The organism is Ligilactobacillus pobuzihii E100301 = KCTC 13174 (assembly GCF_000349725.1).
GTDB lineage: Bacteria > Bacillota > Bacilli > Lactobacillales > Lactobacillaceae > Ligilactobacillus > Ligilactobacillus pobuzihii.
This window is the reverse complement of the sequence record NZ_KB714685.1, coordinates 17085-34864: the sequence shown is the minus strand read 5'-3', so window position 1 is coordinate 34864 and position 17780 is coordinate 17085. Positions and strand designations below refer to the sequence as shown.

Here is a 17780-nt window from a genome sequence, read left to right as displayed (position 1 = left end):
CAATAATGAAAAACAATTACTAATAATGTTCATATTGTACAACATTTTAAATAAAAGTTAAAATGTTATCTGAGTGAACAAAATCTATTGACAAATACACCCTGTCATTTTCATTAATTCACGTAGATAAACTAAAAGGCACAAGAAAACATATTAGTTTCTCATGCCTTTTAATACCCGCTTTTTGAACTTATCTTCTTTATTTGAATTTTCCCCAGTAATTCGATCTTCTGCCATTCTTTGATTTACCAGTTGCCAGATAACCATACTGACCTTTTCCACGTGGCTGTCTGAGCCAAACATAACCTCCACTATGGGCAAAAGCGTCGTACTTCACAACTGAACCCGCGCGTAAAAGTGCGATTTTAGTCGAAGATGTTCGGGCACCCCAGCGTAAATTGATTGCTCGATCACTAATAAAAGTTCCTTGCTCCTGATACCAGGTCACACCTAAATTATCGACCCACTTTTTGTTCTGCTTGATTTTTTGTGGTTGTTTTTTCTGTTTTCTTAGTACTTTTTTCGTGAACATTCCTTGATAATCAACTGAAATATCAGTTTTAGCACTATTGATCATTTGATTGCTAGAATACTGCCAAGCTTTACAAGGCATTCCCGCGCTTACAGTTCCGTATGAAGCAACCCAAAAATTTTGCACCGTTAAGTTGCTCCGATTGATCCTGGTCTTAAACCATGAAGTATTGGAATAAATAGCCATCTTCTTAAAGCCTGATCTTCTAACTTCTGCAAAAAATGCGTTGATTTGTTGTGTTAAAGCTGCGACATTATGTGTTAGATCTGCTGCTTCAACATCGACTACACAAGTCGCCTTCGTACTTAAACCTCTCTTTTTAGCTTCTTTAATAAAGAATTGGGCCTCTTGTTTTGCATCAGGTACTGACAAAGACCGTAGGAAATGATAACCACTAACTATCATTCCAACTTTTTTAGCATGTTTAATTTGATTTGCAGCTTTTGGATTAACGTAATCTGTTCCTGTGGCACTCCCTTCAGTAATTTTCACTACGACACCTTTAACACCCAGCCTTTTCGCAGCTTTAAAATAAACCAGTGTATCTGGCTGGTAACTTGCAACATCTATAAATTTATTTGCCATTAACTTTTCCTCCATTCCCTATTGAAAAAGCCTCAATGTCAGTGATCTAAAGCTAACATTAAGGCTCATATTTAAATGATCATTACCTATTTTTCTTCAAATAAAACATGGTCTTGTTCATCGATATAAACTGCAGAAACTGCCTTAGAATATAGGAGTTCTGCATTTGAATCAGCAAACATTTTAGAATCAATGATTTGTTGCATGATATCCTTTACCGTATCTGCATCTAGGTCAGATTTCACATCAGATAGTTTCAAGTGGCGTAAACCGCCGTTAATATTTGAACGAAATACTAAATCAATACTCTTCATAATTCATTAACTTCCTTTCCTAATTATTCTTCTTCTGAACTTTCTTCAGCAACGATACTAGAAACAGTCATGGCTGTTTCTACGTGTGGTTCTCCTGTCAACTGTGCTACAAGTTCCGCAAATGCGACAATTTTTTCCGAAGTGGCATCTTCAGCTAAATTATTAAAAGTCCGATCACGAAAATCTCCTTCTGGTGTAGTAGTCTTCACTTTAATACCTGTCTTTTTCCATTCTTTACTCATCAATAAAACCTCCCAAATTTTTTGAACTGAAAAGTTAGTTTGTCAAAACATTCAAAATGTTCCTTAAATAACTAGTTTCAGTAATTTTTAAATTGGTAAGCCGCGCGCCTTACATCCTTACTAACGAAAACTAGGTTATAAATGTAATAATATTAAAATGATTATTTTGAATAAGCTTGCAAGTTTTCTTTTTTAACAATGCAAACTAAGTTAATTTTTTGTAAATAAATACCCTGTACTAAAAATACAGTACAGGGCACAAAATCAACTATTTCTCTTCAAACAAAACATCGTCTTGTTCTGTTTGATAAGTGGCAGACACTGGTTTGGCGTACATTTCCTCGCCTTTTTTATCGACAAACAATTGTGCATCTGCAATTTCTTGCATTGCTGTTTTGACTGTCTCAGCGTCTAACTCTGTGTTGACATACTTTAACTTCAAATGATGTACTGCGCCACCAATAGCGGAACGAAACGCTAAATCTAAACTCTTCATTCTATCCTTCCTTTCACTGACACTAAATCAACTTGAAAACCATTATTGATTATTCAATAATGACTAATTCATGGCCGTTGTGACTTTGACCAACAACTGGTCAGTATCTTCACCAGTCAATTGAGCGACTAAATTACCAAAGTTAACTAATTGTTCATCAGTTGTTTCTTGAGCAATATTGTTAAAATTACGTTTACGTTCAGTCCCGTCTTCTTTAGTTGACTGAACTACGATACTCGTCTTTTCCCACATTTCATGATTCATTGTGCTTCCTCCTCGTATTTTTGCTGACCTTCGTCAATAACGCAGTCACACCTGATGTCTAACTGCTACTAACTCCAATCATCTTAATCAGTAAGTCGCGCGTCTTACACTCTTACTAACGAAAATCATTAGATGCTTGTAAAAGAAAGTTTTAGCTTAATTCAAAAAAACACCGACATTTTTGTTTTAAACGATTTTTCCAATAGTTGACAGTTTGACGTGTCACCCCTTCTTGCTGGGCGATCTCAGCCACACTATAGCCATAAAAGAGTCGTTTGATCAGAAACTTGCGTTCATTGAGACTACATACCATCACGATCTCGCGGACTAGCTCCCAGAACTCATAGTTTTCCACCAAGTTAGTATTCTTATCCATTATTAACTGTTCAAATTCTGTTTCTTTCCCTGTTTTGTCAGTTACTGGTGGTGCTATTCTAGCTTCTTGTTTCCATTCTTTACGTAAAAGATCAAGTAAGCCCCATTTTATCTTACGATAGGCATAACCCATCAAACGCTTTTCATCTAATTCTTCATTTTGACGCCGATAGTCAATATAGGCCTGGATAAACAACAATTCTCCTTCAACCACCAGATCTTCAAAATAGGCAGTTAATGGTGATACGTGTAACTTTTTTAAGACACCATAGATCACTTTGATCCGATTATTTTCAATTAGATAATTTATCGCTTCGTCGTTCATGTAAATACTCCTCACTTAAATTATCCAAGGCCTTGAACAATTTAAGCATAAGCATTCAGTGGACTAACATGAAGGTGACAAAAGTGGAGTATTTGCTGACAAATATGGCAAAAATTGTGACAATATATGCTTTTATGCTATTTTTAGTATTGATTCATCTATATTATTCAATGTATAATAGTTTATGTTATTATTTTCACAAAACCATTTGTGAAATCAGCTTACATAATTTTCTTTGGAGGTTAAAAGACATGCAGCAAAAAAACATCGTCTTAGATAAAAAAGGTATCACACAGATCTATCAGCAGGCTTTTCGTGACGACCAAGCGGCCATTACTAAAGATACTAAAATGGTGATCGATACTCATCGTTTAAATTTACCTGACTGTCAAGCTATCGTCTTAGATAAAGTACGTGGTGCACTTTTTACCCAACACTCAACCAATTCACTTGTTAAAGACTTCGTTCACTGGCAAAAATTCAACTTTACTTCCTCGATATTTATTGCGCGAAAGTTTTACCAAGACTCACTGCAACGTCACATCATACCTTTTGTTTCCATCGACCAGGCTCTATTACCACTCAGCGGCTACGCCAGAAGTTCAACCAGCTGGATCATGCAATCGAATTTACTCGGCTATAATTGCCTAGGCAACAATAGAATTGGCTTGCAATTTCGTAGAAACCATCTACCCGAATACATTATTTTAGAGAAGGAAAAACAGTTTGAAGATGTTTATCGCCTAGCTTTAATGATCGCTGACATTCAGATACTTTCACTACAAACTTTGTTGCATGGTGTATCTAAAAGATTTATACACAAACTCCACGATGAGATCGAACGCTTATTCCCTGAAGAAACTCAAATACTTCGAAATTTAAACATTCAAGCATACATGGATGAATTTATCGATCAAATCATTGAAGACACGCTTTACTATGATGCTTCACTAATTGACGAACAGCTCGACCAAAAGTACATACTTCAAGTCAAACAAGCCATTCGAGCTAAACAAAAAAGGCTCAGATAGATAATGAGTAGAAACTATGCACAAATACTGATCAATTGTCAGTCTAACCTGTAAAATACTGGTATAGGAAGTAAAAAAAGTCTGTGTGAATGATTTTAAAATCATATATAAAAACTATGATTCGCCTGTAACCTAGTTCACTCAAAACCAAGCATCTTTTTACATTTTGTCCACTTGCTAAATCAAAATCGCTTGACGTAATGTCTTTGATCACTAATAATTTTCCCTTTTGTTCAATTATCTCTTTACTAAAATTGTTTCTGATAACTAATATTGGTACGAACATGTTATAATGATTTTGGAGAGCGTTTGCATTATTATTTTGTAAGGGGGAATTTAAATTGGCGTTTTTGGGGTTTAAGGATTTCGATCGTTTGTCAGAGGTTGATTTAGATATCTACCGTTTTTTCACAGAAAACGTTGAAAAAGTGCCTTATATGCGTGTGCGTGATATTGCGACTGAAGCACATGTTTCTAATTCGTCAGTTATGCGTTTTATCCATAAATTAGGTTATGAAAGTTTTCCTGAGTTTAAAGTTTCCTCCCATGCTGAACAAGAAAAAGCGCATGTCACAGACCATCGGATCAATTTTATCACGGCTGATAATTTCCCTTCAGATATTTACAGCAAGATCGAATTGGTCGCTGACAAAATGCAAGGATCTGACCAGATCATCTTTTGTGGTGTGGGTTCGTCGGGAGCACTAGCGGAATACGCAGCACGACAAACTGCCGCCGTGGGTTTTAATTCATTCTGTGTGAAAGATCCTTTTTATCCCTTGGTCACACAACTTAAAAATACCAGCAATAACTTGCTGATCTCTTTTTCAGTGTCAGGTAAAACCATCGAGTTGATCGAACTATTGAATAATTTCGTAAATGATGAGGATGTTACTTTGGTCGCTGTGACCGCTGACCCTAGTAGTCAATTAGCACTCATGTCGCGCTACGTTCTCAGCTACTCTACTGATCAAAAACGGATCGAAAAGTATTACGACCTCACCACTCAAGTCCCAGCTTTATATGTGATCGAACAGCTGATCTCAACCGCCCGTCGTTTAGCGTTACAACAAAACGAAAAATTATAGTCGGTCTTATTGCGGCATTTTTTGGTACAAGACGTTCCACCATTGGAATAAACAGCTATTTGTCGGAACAATTATCCAAAAACTGTCAGAGTATTGCTCTTATGTAACCGCTTTTATATGATTGAAGTGGTTCAGAAATTATATATTTTTTATAGGAGTGATACTCTATGTCCAAGATGGATTCATATAATGCTTTTATGGAAAAGCATATTGTTCCAGCAGCGGCTAAACTGAATAATCAGCGTCACATTGCCGCGATCAGAGATTCATTTATGTTCACTTTTCCGATCACTATGTCAGCATCGCTGGTTATTTTGGTCAATAGTTTACTTTTTGCAAAAGACGGCTTTTTAGCTAAGATCTTGTTTTTAAATAAGTTCTTCCCGAATTTAGAAGATATGCAAGGTTGGTTGAACTCTGTCACCAACGGTACCATGGATATCTTGTCGATTTTCATTGCTTACATGGTCGCGTCTGAATTAGCACGTCATTTCATGGCCGACCAAATGTTGACGGGAATGACTTCGATCGCTGTATTCATGATCATGTATACACCATCGATCGTTAAAGATGGGATCAACTACCTGCCAAAAACGTTCTTGGGTGCGCAAGGTCTTTTTGTAGCGATGTTCATTGGGATCATTGTCGGTGAATTTTTACCAAAACTATTCAGCATTAAAAAGCTCCAGATCAAGATGCCTGACATGGTCCCACCAGCAGTTTCCCGTTCCTTTAATGGTTTGATCCCGATCGTGATCGTCATTATGTTAGCAGCTATTTTAAATCATTTATTGTCATTAGTTGCACCAGAAGGGATCAACCAGATCATCTATGATACGATCCAAACACCGTTAAGAAACATTGGGGTCAATATCTGGAGTGTCACTCTCCTAGCCATCGTCCAAAACTTGCTTTGGTTAGTCGGGATCCACGGTCCAAACACATTGAATGCCTTGCGTTCAGTGATCTTTACAGAAGCTGACCTTAGCAACCAACAATTCGTCAATGGGCATGGTAGTATCTGGGACGTTCCTTACCCCGCTACATGGGGTAACATGAACGACACTTTCGCTAACATGGGCGGCAGTGGGATGACTTTAGGCTTGATCATCGCGATCTTCTTGGTTTCCAAACGTAAAGATTACCGTGCAGTCGCTAAATTAGGTTTTATACCAGGACTCTTTAACATTAATGAACCGTTGATGTTTGGTTTACCGATCGTTTTGAACCCGATCTTAGCGGTTCCGTTTGTACTCACACCAGTTATCAATATCTGGGTCGGTTACTTAGTCACAAATATTTTGAAATTGATTCCAACACCAGCACTAGGCATGACCTGGACCACACCAGGACCACTGATGCCATTTCTAGGAACTGGCGGTAACTGGCTTGCACTGATCATCGGGATCATTTGCTTGATCATCTCAGTCTTTACCTACATGCCGTTTGTAATGGCAGCCAATAAGGTAGCAGAAAAAGAAGGACAGTTAGAAGAATAGCGTAGAAAATAAGTATTAGCGGACTTTAGCATCATGTAGCTCCACTAAAAAGTACTACATGCTTCAAATTTAATTACTAATTACTATACAGGAGGAAGACACTATGGCAAAAGACAATCGAGAATTTCCTGCGGATTTTTTATGGGGAGGCGCAGTCGCAGCCCATCAATTAGAAGGCGGCTATCAAGAAGGCGGCAAAGGCTTAAGTATTGCAGACCTCTTTACTCTAGGTGATAAGGATCATCCCCGTACGATCACCGCTAAAATTGAAGACGACCACTACTACCCGAATCATCAGGCCATCGACTTTTATCACCGTTATCCTGAAGATATCAAGCTCTTTGCAGAAATGGGTTTCAAATGTTTCCGGACTTCGATCGCTTGGAGTCGGATCTTTCCGAATGGTGACGAAGAAGAGCCTAATGAAGCAGGTCTTAAATTTTACGATGACTTATTCGACGAATGTTTGAAATATGACATTCAGCCAGTCGTTACTCTCTCGCACTTCGAGATCCCGCTTCACCTAGTCCAAGAATATGGTGGCTGGCGCGACCGACGTTTGATCGAGTTCTTCGTGCGCTTTGCCGATGTTTGTTTCAGACGTTACAACAACAAAGTTAAATACTGGATGACATTTAATGAGATCAACAACCAGACTAATTTTGAAGCAGCCGGTCATTTATACACCAACTCGGGGATCATCTCACAATCAGGTGAAGACCGCGAAAAACTAATGTACCAAGCAGCACACTACGAATTAGTTGCTTCTGCTCAGGCAGTCAAATTAGGCCATTCGATCGACCCTAAAATGCAGATCGGTAGTATGATCGCAATGTGTCCGATTTATCCGCTGACTTCTAAACCAGAAGATATCTTATTCACTCAACGAGCTATGCAAACTCGTTACTGGTTCTCAGACGTACACGCTAATGGTTATTACCCACAATGGTTGTTAAACTTCTTTGATAAAAAAAATTTTGACCTGGATATCACCACCGCAGACCTAGCACAGCTAAAGGAAGGAACTGTCGACTATATCGGCTTTAGTTACTATATGTCCTTTACCACAGAATACCCTGGACATGAAGATTTCAACGAAGCCCATGACTTAGTTGCTAATCCTTATGTTAAAGCGAGTGAATGGGGCTGGCAGATCGACCCGACTGGTCTGCGTTATGCACTAAACTGGTTCACTGACCGCTATCATTTGCCATTATTCGTAGTTGAAAATGGTTTAGGTGCCGTCGATCAGTTGACCGAAGACCATAAAGTTCATGATGACTACCGCATCAAGTATATGCATGACCATATCCTCCAGATGAAAAAAGCCGTCTTAGATGACGGTGTTGATCTAATGGGATACACTCCTTGGGGCTGCATTGATTTAGTTTCAGCCGGCACTGGGGAAATGTCGAAACGTTATGGCTTCATTTACGTTGATGAAGATGACTATGGACGTGGTTCATTAGACCGTTACCGTAAAGATTCTTTTTACTGGTATCAAAATGTGATCAACACTAACGGAGCTGAACTATAGTCAATGATAACTAAGGGGATGCATTTTTTGAAGAATTACGTGGGGATCGATGTCGGTGGAACATCCATTAAATATGGTTTAGTAAATCAAGACGGGAAAATGATCGAACAAAATAGTTCCCCAACTGCGAAACAAAAACAGCAGATCTTAACTGACCTGACTTCGATCGTGACCGACTATCAAAAAAATGGACAAGCAATTGCGGGGATCGGTGTCTCAATGCCCGGTGTGATCGAATCAGATGGAATATTAACGACCGCTGGTGCGATCAAATGCATGTATGGTGTGAATTTGAAAGAAGAACTTGAACAACATACAGGCATTAAAACAACCATCGAAAACGACGCTAATGCAGCGGCCATCGCTGAACAATGGTTAGGCGCTGCACAAGACTTGCACAATTATCTGGGGATCGTCTTAGGAACTGGGGTCGGTGGTGCGTTAGTGATCAATGACCAGGTTTACCGTGGGGCACATGCCCGTTCGGGTGAATTTGGTTGGATGTTATTAGACGACCAACATGATGAGCTAGAAGATGGCAGCATGAATTTTCAAACTGCCACTGTCATCGGCTTATTGCGCATTTACAATATTAAAGCACAAGCAAACTTAACTGATGCACGTGAAGTATTTGACCGCGCAGATAATGGTGACAAGATCGCGCAGCCTGTTTTGCATAATTATTTCCGCAAACTAGCACAAGCGATTTTAAACCTAGTCGTTTGCTTTGATCCTGCTAAAGTCGTTGTAGGTGGCGGAATCAGTGTTAATCCTACCTTCCAGGCTGGCTTACAAGAAGCTTACAATGAATTGCAAGAAGAGCATGCCAGCGTGCGTGACTTAAACTAGCTGAGATCATTCCTGCTAAATTAGGGAACGATGCCGGCATGATCGGCGCTGTGTACCGAAGAATGCAAGAAGAATAATATTAAAATAACGCCTTCTAATGACAAGTATTATACTTGATCAGCAGAAGTCGTTTTAAATTATCAATAATAGTTTTTAGTAACGTTACTGGATTATATCGACAAACACTAAAAAAGCCGCCCTGCTTTAACTTTGATCGGTTGCAGGACGACTAGAATTTAGTCATGTTATTACTAGCCACCGCCTTTGAAGTGGCTTGTGTGGGAGCTATGTTAACGCATAGCCCCTTTCCTTTACACTCATATTATATCATCTTTTTAAAAAGATGTCATGTTACAGGTTATTATCCAACATTCCTTACATGTTAGCTTGCTCTAGTCTCAAATAAGCTAAGGTAATTGGTTTCACTATTATGATTAAGCAAGTGCATGACGAAGCCCGATATTATAATTAGACTGCATATAAACACGGTAGGTACCCGTTTTGCGCATAGTGCGCGTGCCTAAATTTTCTTGTCGTAACAAGTTTTGGTAGACTAAAAGATCAGCAGTGATTGGCTCTAAGTATAAACGGTTGGTTTTCCCTATCTTGTGGTCGCGGAGATCATATTCCTCTGGCCGTCAAAGATGTATTATCAGCTTAAGCCATAAAAATTTGGAAGAGCTAGGAACTGATATTAGGCCACCACATTCAAAAGTACTCAAGGTTATAAAGATCCAATAATGGAATTAAGACCACAACCAGAAAGAATTTTCTATGCAAGCTACGACGGCGAAAAATTTGTGTTGTTGTGCCACTATACAAAAAAATAAGACTGACAAAAGACAAGCTGAACACGCAATTACACTACTGGAAGATTGGTTAGCAAGGAAGGGGGAATAATGATGAGGTTAGCGGATTTAGAAACAAGTTTCTCTTCAATTCCGACAGATGAAAAATTTATTATTGATACTATGGCTGAATTATACGCCGAATGGATCAAAAGTAACGTATCACAACAAGAACTAGCAAAACGTATTGGTATGAAGCAACCGCAAATAGCTAAACTCGAAATGTTAGAGTCTGTGCCAACACTAAAAACATTGAACCGGTATGCCAAGGGGTTAGGATTAAAATTAAAAGTAGGTTTAGTACCTGTTTAAAAAATAAAAATGAAAAACGCCTAAAATTTTTAGTGCTTTTTTTGTTTTCCATAACCACGACTCATCAAAAGAATTTGTGATGATAATATAAGTTACTCTACAAAAATTTCGAACATAGCAGAGGTAAAACAAACTATGGCACCACCAAAAACAAAAACTACCCTGTTATAACTTTGGCGAGTTACAGGGTAGCCTAATACTGTCTTATTAACTTTGCCACCGCCTTTAAAGCGGCTTGTGGGAGCTATGTTGATTCATAGCTCCTTTTCTTTACAATTGAATCGTGCCATCTTTTTAAAGAAGTGTCATGTTACAGATTATTAACAGAAGAACCCCAACGACAATTTTTCCTAATTACTAATTTTCAACTTATTATCTTTGGTGGTTTCTGAACTGATTGGGCGTCATTTTATTGATTTTTCTAAACTCTTTTATAAAATATGAAGCATCATTAAAACCTGCTTGCATCGCCACATCTTGAATTTGTAGTTCAGGAGCAGATATTAACAGCTCTTTGGCTTTGCGCAAACGAAAATCCATTAAGTATTGTTGTGGCGTTAAGCCAAAGTGCTCTTTAAAAGCTCGGTTTCCATATGAAGCCGAAAAATTAGTGACTCTTTCTAAACTTTGATTCGTAATTTTTTCAGCATAGTGAGTTTTTATATAAGTCATCATGGGATCAATAACCTCATCTTTTGAAGAATTACTAGATATCTGGGTCACACTATCAAGCATTAACAAAAATTGATAAATCAAGGCTGATTGTTGTACTGTCGCCACGTAATCATCCGATAAAAATGAAACAAATTTTTTTTGAATAAATTTAGTCAATGATTGAGACATTCTTTTTACATAGACATATTTATTTGGAAAAATAAAGTGCACTAATTCATCAGCCAAAGCCCCTCCAAAGGTCAAAAAAGCAGTTTCCCATCTTATATTATTAGATGGGTAATACCTATGTGGTAGTCTTGGAGAAAGCAAAATGCCATCCCCTTCTTTTAACTCATACTTTACATGTGCAATTTCAATAACCCCTGTCCCCTGCTCTGATTGAAGCCAATGATAAAAAGGATATCCATTAGGACGTTCTACTATCGGTTGAGGCCAATTATAACCAATAGTTTCTGCTGATAATGGCAAATTCTGATTAAATCTTGTAATGATCCGCATAAAAACACTTCCATTTTATATTTAACATTTTGTTGAGCACGCATACGAATAATCATTTTTAAATTATGTACCAAATTTTCATATTATTATCATAAAACATTATATTCTTTTGTATGCGCTTTAATTATACTAGAAATGTAAAATAATAGGAAAGAAGGAATTTTATTTTGACACCAAAACTTGAATGGTTAGATGATCCAGAAGTCTTTCGTGTAGGTCAACTACCTGCACATAGTGATCATAAAACATATGTTAATTCCGCGGAAGTTACAAACGGACACAGCAGCTTTACTCAATCACTAAACGGTAACTGGAAATTCCATTTCTCAGACTTACCACAAAAACGTCCCGTTGATTTTTACAAAGTCGACTTTAATGATACTAATTTCGATACGATCAGTGTTCCAGGGCATATTGAAATTGCAAATTTTGACCAGTTGCACTATATCAATACCCTTTATCCTTGGGAAGGGCATGAGTATCGTCGCCCACCCTATACATTAAATAATAAACAAATCGAAAAAGGACTTTTTAGCACAGCCACAGATAATCATGTGGGTTCATATATAAAGCATTTTACCGTTGATCCAAAGTTACGTGGCAAAAAAATAAGAGTTCGTTTCGATGGCGTGGAACAAGCAATGTATGTTTGGTGTAATGGTCACTTTCTAGGTTACGCCGAAGACAGCTTTACTCCTTCTGAATTTGATTTAAGCCCTTATATTCAGAATGGCCGCAATAAACTTGCTGTTGAAGTTTTCAAGCACAGTACAGCGTCATTTATCGAAGATCAGGATTTTTTCCGTTTCTTTGGTATTTTTCGTGATGTCACTCTTTTAGCTCAACCACAGGTCCATGTTGAAGATTTGTCGATCAAACCAACACTAACAAATAACTTTCAAGATGGAAAAGTCAACGTAAATTTAAAAATCCAGAAAGACAACATTCCTGCTGAAATTCAGCTAAGAATTATTGATCAGTCAGGTAAAGAAATTTACCAATCAAAACAGACTGCCGATAAAACGGTCAATTTCAGTAACATCGAACTTAAAAACGTCCATTTGTATGACAATTCTGATCCTTATCTATATAATTTAGAAATAAGTGTCATCCAACAAAACGGAAAAGCCTTAGAAGTTATCCCTTATAACTTTGGTTTCCGCCAAATCGAAATCAAAAATAAAGTTATCCTACTCAACGGCAAACGTTTGATCATTAACGGCGTCAACCGTCACGAATGGGACGCTCACACGGGGCGGGTCGTTTCTGAAGAAGACATGCAATCCGATATCAAAACAATGGAAGAAAATAATATCAATTCAGTTAGAACTTGTCATTATCCTGATCAGACAAGATGGTATGACTTGTGTGACCAACATGGAATTTATATGATGGCAGAAAATAATCTTGAATCTCATGGCTCTTGGCAAAAAAGTGACGGCGTAGAACCTTCTTATAATGTACCAGGCTCATTACCAGAATGGAAAGAAGCAGTGTTAGACCGCGCTCAAAATAACTATGAATTGCTTAAAAACCATACCAGCATTATTTTCTGGTCACTTGGAAACGAATCATATGCTGGTGACGACATCGCTGCTATGCAAAAATACTACAAGAGTGTTGATAATAGCCGTTTAGTCCATTATGAAGGTGTTGTCCACAATCGCCAGTATGAAGATCAGATATCCGACGTAGAAAGTCGGATGTATGATTCACCACAAGCAATTAAAGAATACTTGGAAAATGATCCTAAAAAGCCAGTAATTCTCTGTGAATATATGCATAGTATGGGAAATTCACTGGGTGGATTCAAAGACTACATGGATCTGATCGATCAATATGAAATGTATCAAGGCGGATTTATCTGGGACTTTATCGATCAAGCCCTTTTGATCAAAGACGAAGTCACTGGTCAAGAGGTAATGCGCTATGGCGGTGACTTTGACGATCGGGTATCTGATTATGAATTTTCTGGTGATGGAATACTATTTGCAGATCGCACACCCAAACCAGGTCTACAGGAGGTTAAATATTATTATGGTAGAAAAAAATAATCCTTTACGAGTAATATACGGCGATGGGACTCTCGGCATTGATGGAGAAAACTTTCATTATATTTTCAACTATGGACGCGGTGGCTTAGAATCGCTAGTTTTTAATGGCAAAGAGTGGCTTTACCGTGAACCTGCCCCTGTCTTTTGGAGGGCAACTACTGATAATGACAGAGGAAATAACTTTTCAAAAAAATCAATTCAATGGCTCGGAGCAGACCAATTCATTGACGTAAAGACAATCAATGTTTCTGTAGACGGAAAAAAGATAAAGTTTCCATCTGCTCCAGAAAATAATCGCTATTCAAACCATGAATACGCCCAGAAAGTCAGCATTAAATTCACTTATACTACACTAACTGTCCCAAGTACGGAAGTTACTGTTCAATATACGATTAGCTCGGATGGAGTTATCAACGTCACCACACATTATTTTGGCAACAGTAAATTGCCTGAGTTACCAACATTTGGTCTACGTTTAATAATCCCAACGGTTGCTGATGACTTTGAATATGATGGCCTTTCAGGAGAGACTTATCCTGACAGAATGGCAGGTGCAACAAAGGGTACCTATCGCATTAAAGGACTTCCAGTAACACCTTATCTAGTTCCTCAGGATTGTGGTGTACACATGGAGACGGATCGCGTAACCGTTACTCGTAGCAGTGTAAAAAACAATGCTGATCAAGACAAAAACACATTTTCTTTAACGATCAAAAGTAATAATAAACCATTTGCCTTTAGCTGTTTGCCATACACACCAGAAGAACTCGAAAATGCCACACATCAAGAGGAACTACCTCTTCCTAGAAAAACAATTTTAACAATTTTTGGCGCTGTTCGCGGTGTTGGCGGTATTGATAGTTGGGGTAGTGATGTTGATAATGAATACCACGTACCAGCCGATAAAGATATTGAGTTTTCTTTCGATATCTTAAATAGCGCAAGTATGTAAGGCTTAAAAAACAAACAAAAGAAATACTAAAAATATTAGGTTGAAACTTTTGGAGGCGCTTTATTTTGTCAAAAAGCAAGAAAATTAACAAAAGTAATTTTTGGTCAATATTTAATTTCGGTGTTGGTAATATCGGCGGGTCAGCTGTTTACATGACATTTGGTACTTATTTAATGGTCTATGTAACCTCAGCCATGTTTACAGGAGTTCCCAAAGCTGAAGCAGGAAAATTAATTTCAATGATCACCACACTTATTTTCGTAATTCGGATAGTTGAAATTTTTCTTGACCCGATTATTGGAAGTGTTGTTGATAATACGACTACAAGATGGGGAAAATTTAAGCCATGGTTAATTGGAGCCGGCATTATTTCTTCTATATTGTTAATAGTTCTTTTTACTGGTATTTTTGGGTTATCTAAAGTTAATGCAACTTGGTTTACCATTTTATTCATTCCAGCGTTTATTCTATTTGACGTTTTCTATTCATTTAGAGATGTTTCATACTGGGGTATGATACCAGCCCTAACTGAAGATAGTAGTAAAAGATCACTTTATACAGCTGCTGGAAACTTTACAAATTTCGGGGGAAACGTTGTCACAATGATCGTTGTTCCAGTTGTAACTTTCTTTACTTATCTAGCAACAGGGCAACACACCGAAGGACAAGCAGGTTGGACAGCATTTGGTATTTTGATTGCAGTGCTTTCAATTATATGTTCGCTTACTGTGGGATTTGGAACTCATGAAAAGCAAAGCACTTTAAGAGAAGTTACTAAACAAAAGACTAGTTTCAAAGACATGTTTTCTGCATTAATTCACAATGATCAGATGCTATGGACAGCTATTCCATATTTAGTATATGGTTTTGGTAATGCCGCTACCGCTGGGTTAATGTTTTATATGTTTAAATATGTACTCGATCGTCCTGACCTATTTTGGATAACTGGTATTATTCCAATCGTTGCTGGATTCTTTACATCGCCGTTATATCCAGTTTTAAATAAATGGATCAGTCGTAAAACAATTTATTCAGTAAGTATGTGTGCTATGATCATCGCTTATTTATTACTAATTTTTTCTACCGATAATTTGGTAGCTGTAATTACTGCCATGATTCTTTATTATGCACCACAAGGCTTTATTTTTATGGCAGTCCTACTAACCTTACAAGATACTATTGAATACGGACAACTCAAAAATGGCGTTCGTAATGAAACAGTGATTTTATCCATGCGACCAATGCTTGACAAGTTGTCCAGTGCTCTTTCCAATGGTGTTGTCGGTTGGGTTGCAGTTGCTGCTGGAATGACCGGTGCTGCCACTGCTGCATCAATTACGGATCACGGGATCGCTATCTTTAAATTTGTTGCTTTCTGGGTTGGATTAATCTTGCACGTACTCGCATTAGTAGTCTATGCATGGAAAGTAAAAATCTCTGAAAAGAAACATGCTGAGATCGTAGAACAATTACAGCAGAATCTTGCAAGCGCTGAAACTGGATTAAACGATAATCAAAATAAAAAGCCTATAAATTATTCTACCGTTGTAGATAATACAGAAAATACCTCAGTTGATTCATTAGTGAGTGGTACTCTAGTATCCTTAGAAAATATCATAGATGAAAATGGCAATAAGGGACTTCAAGGTAGAGGAATTGGTATCGAGCCTTCCGAAGGTGAACTATTCGCACCATTTGATGGCGAAGCAATTTTTGTCTTTACAACCAAACATGTCTTAGGTTTACGCTCAGACAACGGTCTAGAATTACTAGTCCATGTCGGCTTTGGTACAGGAAAAATGCGTGGTGAAAATTTTGTTTCTCATGTTGAAACTGGACAAAAATTTAAAAAGGGACAGTCACTTTTGAGTTTTAATCGTGATGAAATCAAACGGCAAGGATATAAAGATACCGTGGTAACGTTATTCACACATGGAAACAAAATACACTCATTGATTCCTACTAGTTCTAAAGAAATTAAACATGGGAGGCAATTATTTAAAGTTGATTGGAAAGAATCTTAAATCATAAATACATTTAAGTAAGTCTATCCAGTTACTTAATATATAACGGATCACCAATAGTTCAAACAATGAAAAGAATTCTATCTTACTTGAAAAAGTTCCTCTAAGACAGAATTCTTTTTATTTTAACTATTTTCAAATTTATCTTTTCGCCACCAAGGCTCATGATTTAAATACCAGTTAATCGTTTGTGTCAGACACGTTTGAAAACCAGCCTGTGGTTGCCACCCTAACTCCATTTTAATTTTACTGTTGTCTAATGCATAACGCTGGTCGTGGCCTAAACGATCAGCAACATATTCGATTCGGTCAGTAGAAAGCCCTAGCTGGTCAACGATCAAATGAACGATTTCATTATTTGAATGCTCACTGTGTGCACCAACATTATAAATTTCACCTGGCTGCCCTTTGTGAATAACAGTGTCAAAGGCCCGACAATTATCTTTCACGTATAACCAGTCACGAATATTCTCGCCAGTGCCGTAGATAGGTAATTTTTTACCTTGCATTCCTTTGGTGATCATCAGGGGGATCAATTTTTCTGGATGTTGGTATGGACCATAATTATTCGAACTTCGCGTGATATTGGCGTTCAACCCAAAGGTTTTAGCATACGCCAGCACAAACATGTCGGCCGCTGCCTTACTAGCTGAATAAGGTGAACTCGGTTCCAGTGGAGAATTTTCGCTAAAATAGCCCTGTTGCCCCAGAGAACCATATACTTCGTCAGTTGAAATTTGTAAAAATTTCTGAATATTCTGATTTTTCGCTGCTTTTAACAAAGATAAAGTTCCTTGAGTATTAGTTTGGAAGAAAACATCTGGTCCAGTGATCGAACGGTCAACATGACTTTCGGCTGCAAAATTAACTAAGATCTCACACCCATATGTCTTGATCAGCCTTTCCACTAGTTCTTGATCATTGATATCACCTTGAACGAAATGATAACGTGAATCAGCCTTAATATCAGCTAAATTTTCTAAATTGCCAGCATAAGTCAGCAGGTCAAGATTGACGATTTGACAGGCCGAATACTTTTCAAGTAAGTAATGAATAAAGTTGCTGCCGATAAAGCCTGCACCACCCGTGATCAAATATTTCTGCATCAACTTACTTCCTTTCTAATTATGTTAGTTTGTATGTTTAACATCATTATAACTTAAAAGACAATGAGGATTAAAAACTTAATTTGACAAAAAGATCGCAGACCCCAATTGTCAAATCAAGTGCGACAAGTGTAAAGCTTAAACTATAAGTGAAGATAGATGTTAGTTCAGTGA

17 protein-coding genes and 1 pseudogene are annotated in these 17780 nt (G+C 37.7%); 9 read left to right on the top strand and 9 right to left on the bottom strand.

The window, feature by feature from the left end; all coding sequences use genetic code 11:
- Positions 1 to 199: 199 nt before the first annotated feature.
- The 6 genes from LACPOB_RS0101735 to LACPOB_RS0101710 all read right to left on the bottom strand — a co-directional run bounded on the left by LACPOB_RS0101735 (position 200) and on the right by LACPOB_RS0101710 (position 3133).
- On the bottom strand, positions 200 to 1117 hold the full coding sequence (locus LACPOB_RS0101735; RefSeq protein ID WP_017867116.1) for a GH25 family lysozyme: 918 nt from the start codon (positions 1115 to 1117) through the stop codon (positions 200 to 202).
- Positions 1118 to 1203: 86 nt separating this feature from the next.
- Positions 1204 to 1431: a DUF2922 domain-containing protein gene (locus LACPOB_RS0101730; protein ID WP_017867115.1), complete on the bottom strand. Its 228-nt coding sequence runs from the start codon at positions 1429 to 1431 to the stop codon at positions 1204 to 1206.
- 23 nt (positions 1432 to 1454) lie between these two features.
- Positions 1455 to 1673: a DUF1659 domain-containing protein gene (locus LACPOB_RS0101725; protein ID WP_017867114.1), complete on the bottom strand. Its 219-nt coding sequence runs from the start codon at positions 1671 to 1673 to the stop codon at positions 1455 to 1457.
- A 268-nt stretch (positions 1674 to 1941) separates the two neighbouring features.
- Positions 1942 to 2169, bottom strand: a complete 228-nt coding sequence (locus LACPOB_RS0101720) for a DUF2922 domain-containing protein (protein WP_017867113.1) — start codon at positions 2167 to 2169, stop codon at positions 1942 to 1944.
- 63 nt (positions 2170 to 2232) lie between these two features.
- Entirely contained in the window at positions 2233 to 2433 is a 201-nt protein-coding gene (locus LACPOB_RS0101715; protein ID WP_017867112.1) for a DUF1659 domain-containing protein, read from the bottom strand.
- A 151-nt stretch (positions 2434 to 2584) separates the two neighbouring features.
- A complete protein-coding gene (locus tag LACPOB_RS0101710; protein ID WP_017867111.1) occupies positions 2585 to 3133 on the bottom strand; it encodes a sigma-70 family RNA polymerase sigma factor in 549 nt (182 codons plus the stop codon).
- 251 nt (positions 3134 to 3384) lie between these two features.
- On the opposite strand from LACPOB_RS0101710, the gene LACPOB_RS0101705 reads away from it, so the two are divergent.
- The 5 genes from LACPOB_RS0101705 (at position 3385) to LACPOB_RS11525 (ending at position 9137) form a co-directional block, all read left to right on the top strand.
- Positions 3385 to 4164 (top strand): hypothetical protein, encoded by a 780-nt coding sequence (locus tag LACPOB_RS0101705; protein WP_017867110.1) that lies wholly within the window; start codon positions 3385 to 3387, stop codon positions 4162 to 4164.
- Between the two features lie 341 nt (positions 4165 to 4505).
- Positions 4506 to 5252: a MurR/RpiR family transcriptional regulator gene (locus LACPOB_RS0101700; protein ID WP_017867109.1), complete on the top strand. Its 747-nt coding sequence runs from the start codon at positions 4506 to 4508 to the stop codon at positions 5250 to 5252.
- A gap of 176 nt (positions 5253 to 5428) precedes the next feature.
- Entirely contained in the window at positions 5429 to 6751 is a 1323-nt protein-coding gene (locus LACPOB_RS0101695) for a PTS sugar transporter subunit IIC (protein WP_040532609.1), read from the top strand.
- 103 nt (positions 6752 to 6854) lie between these two features.
- Complete coding sequence (locus LACPOB_RS0101690; protein ID WP_017867107.1) at positions 6855 to 8288, top strand: 6-phospho-beta-glucosidase; 1434 nt, start codon at positions 6855 to 6857, stop codon at positions 8286 to 8288.
- 27 nt (positions 8289 to 8315) lie between these two features.
- Complete coding sequence (locus LACPOB_RS11525; RefSeq protein WP_017867106.1) at positions 8316 to 9137, top strand: ROK family protein; 822 nt, start codon at positions 8316 to 8318, stop codon at positions 9135 to 9137.
- Between the two features lie 375 nt (positions 9138 to 9512).
- Here LACPOB_RS11525 and LACPOB_RS12895 read toward each other — a convergent pair.
- Positions 9513 to 9757: pseudogene (locus LACPOB_RS12895) on the bottom strand (site-specific integrase); the annotation flags it as partial.
- Between the two features lie 282 nt (positions 9758 to 10039).
- Between LACPOB_RS12895 and LACPOB_RS0101675 the strand changes: the two are divergent.
- Positions 10040 to 10297 (top strand): helix-turn-helix domain-containing protein, encoded by a 258-nt coding sequence (locus tag LACPOB_RS0101675; protein WP_026142702.1) that lies wholly within the window; start codon positions 10040 to 10042, stop codon positions 10295 to 10297.
- 372 nt (positions 10298 to 10669) lie between these two features.
- On the opposite strand, the gene LACPOB_RS0101670 is transcribed toward LACPOB_RS0101675, so the two are convergent.
- Complete coding sequence (locus tag LACPOB_RS0101670; RefSeq protein ID WP_161605884.1) at positions 10670 to 11440, bottom strand: AraC family transcriptional regulator; 771 nt, start codon at positions 11438 to 11440, stop codon at positions 10670 to 10672.
- A gap of 197 nt (positions 11441 to 11637) precedes the next feature.
- Here LACPOB_RS0101670 and LACPOB_RS0101665 point away from each other — a divergent pair, with 197 nt between their 5' ends.
- The 3 genes from LACPOB_RS0101665 (at position 11638) to LACPOB_RS0101655 (ending at position 16500) form a co-directional block, all read left to right on the top strand.
- Entirely contained in the window at positions 11638 to 13524 is a 1887-nt protein-coding gene (locus tag LACPOB_RS0101665; protein WP_017867102.1) for a glycoside hydrolase family 2, read from the top strand.
- On the top strand, positions 13508 to 14476 hold the full coding sequence (locus LACPOB_RS0101660) for a beta-galactosidase small subunit (protein ID WP_017867101.1): 969 nt from the start codon (positions 13508 to 13510) through the stop codon (positions 14474 to 14476). Before LACPOB_RS0101665 ends, LACPOB_RS0101660 begins: the two co-directional genes overlap by 17 nt.
- Positions 14477 to 14541: 65 nt before the next feature.
- On the top strand, positions 14542 to 16500 hold the full coding sequence (locus LACPOB_RS0101655; RefSeq protein ID WP_017867100.1) for a sugar MFS transporter: 1959 nt from the start codon (positions 14542 to 14544) through the stop codon (positions 16498 to 16500).
- A 125-nt stretch (positions 16501 to 16625) separates the two neighbouring features.
- On the opposite strand, the gene rfbB is transcribed toward LACPOB_RS0101655, so the two are convergent.
- On the bottom strand, positions 16626 to 17606 hold the full coding sequence (gene rfbB, locus LACPOB_RS0101650) for a dTDP-glucose 4,6-dehydratase (protein WP_017867099.1): 981 nt from the start codon (positions 17604 to 17606) through the stop codon (positions 16626 to 16628).
- Positions 17607 to 17780: the final 174 nt, after the last annotated feature.

Excerpts from the sequence above, each read along its gene's own strand:
- LACPOB_RS0101735 (WP_017867116.1), bottom strand. The coding sequence starts at position 1,117 with ATGGCAAATAAATTTATAGATGTTGCAAGTTACCAGCCAGATACACTG.
- LACPOB_RS0101730 (WP_017867115.1), bottom strand. The coding sequence starts at position 1,431 with ATGAAGAGTATTGATTTAGTATTTCGTTCAAATATTAACGGCGGTTTA.
- LACPOB_RS0101725 (WP_017867114.1), bottom strand. The coding sequence starts at position 1,673 with ATGAGTAAAGAATGGAAAAAGACAGGTATTAAAGTGAAGACTACTACA.
- LACPOB_RS0101720 (WP_017867113.1), bottom strand. The coding sequence starts at position 2,169 with ATGAAGAGTTTAGATTTAGCGTTTCGTTCCGCTATTGGTGGCGCAGTA.
- LACPOB_RS0101715 (WP_017867112.1), bottom strand. The coding sequence starts at position 2,433 with ATGAATCATGAAATGTGGGAAAAGACGAGTATCGTAGTTCAGTCAACT.
- LACPOB_RS0101710 (WP_017867111.1), bottom strand. The coding sequence starts at position 3,133 with ATGAACGACGAAGCGATAAATTATCTAATTGAAAATAATCGGATCAAA.
- LACPOB_RS0101705 (WP_017867110.1), top strand. The coding sequence starts at position 3,385 with ATGCAGCAAAAAAACATCGTCTTAGATAAAAAAGGTATCACACAGATC.
- LACPOB_RS0101695 (WP_040532609.1), top strand. The coding sequence starts at position 5,429 with ATGGATTCATATAATGCTTTTATGGAAAAGCATATTGTTCCAGCAGCG.
- LACPOB_RS0101690 (WP_017867107.1), top strand. The coding sequence starts at position 6,855 with ATGGCAAAAGACAATCGAGAATTTCCTGCGGATTTTTTATGGGGAGGC.
- LACPOB_RS0101675 (WP_026142702.1), top strand. The coding sequence starts at position 10,040 with ATGAGGTTAGCGGATTTAGAAACAAGTTTCTCTTCAATTCCGACAGAT.
- LACPOB_RS0101660 (WP_017867101.1), top strand. The coding sequence starts at position 13,508 with ATGGTAGAAAAAAATAATCCTTTACGAGTAATATACGGCGATGGGACT.
- rfbB (WP_017867099.1), bottom strand. The coding sequence starts at position 17,606 with ATGCAGAAATATTTGATCACGGGTGGTGCAGGCTTTATCGGCAGCAAC.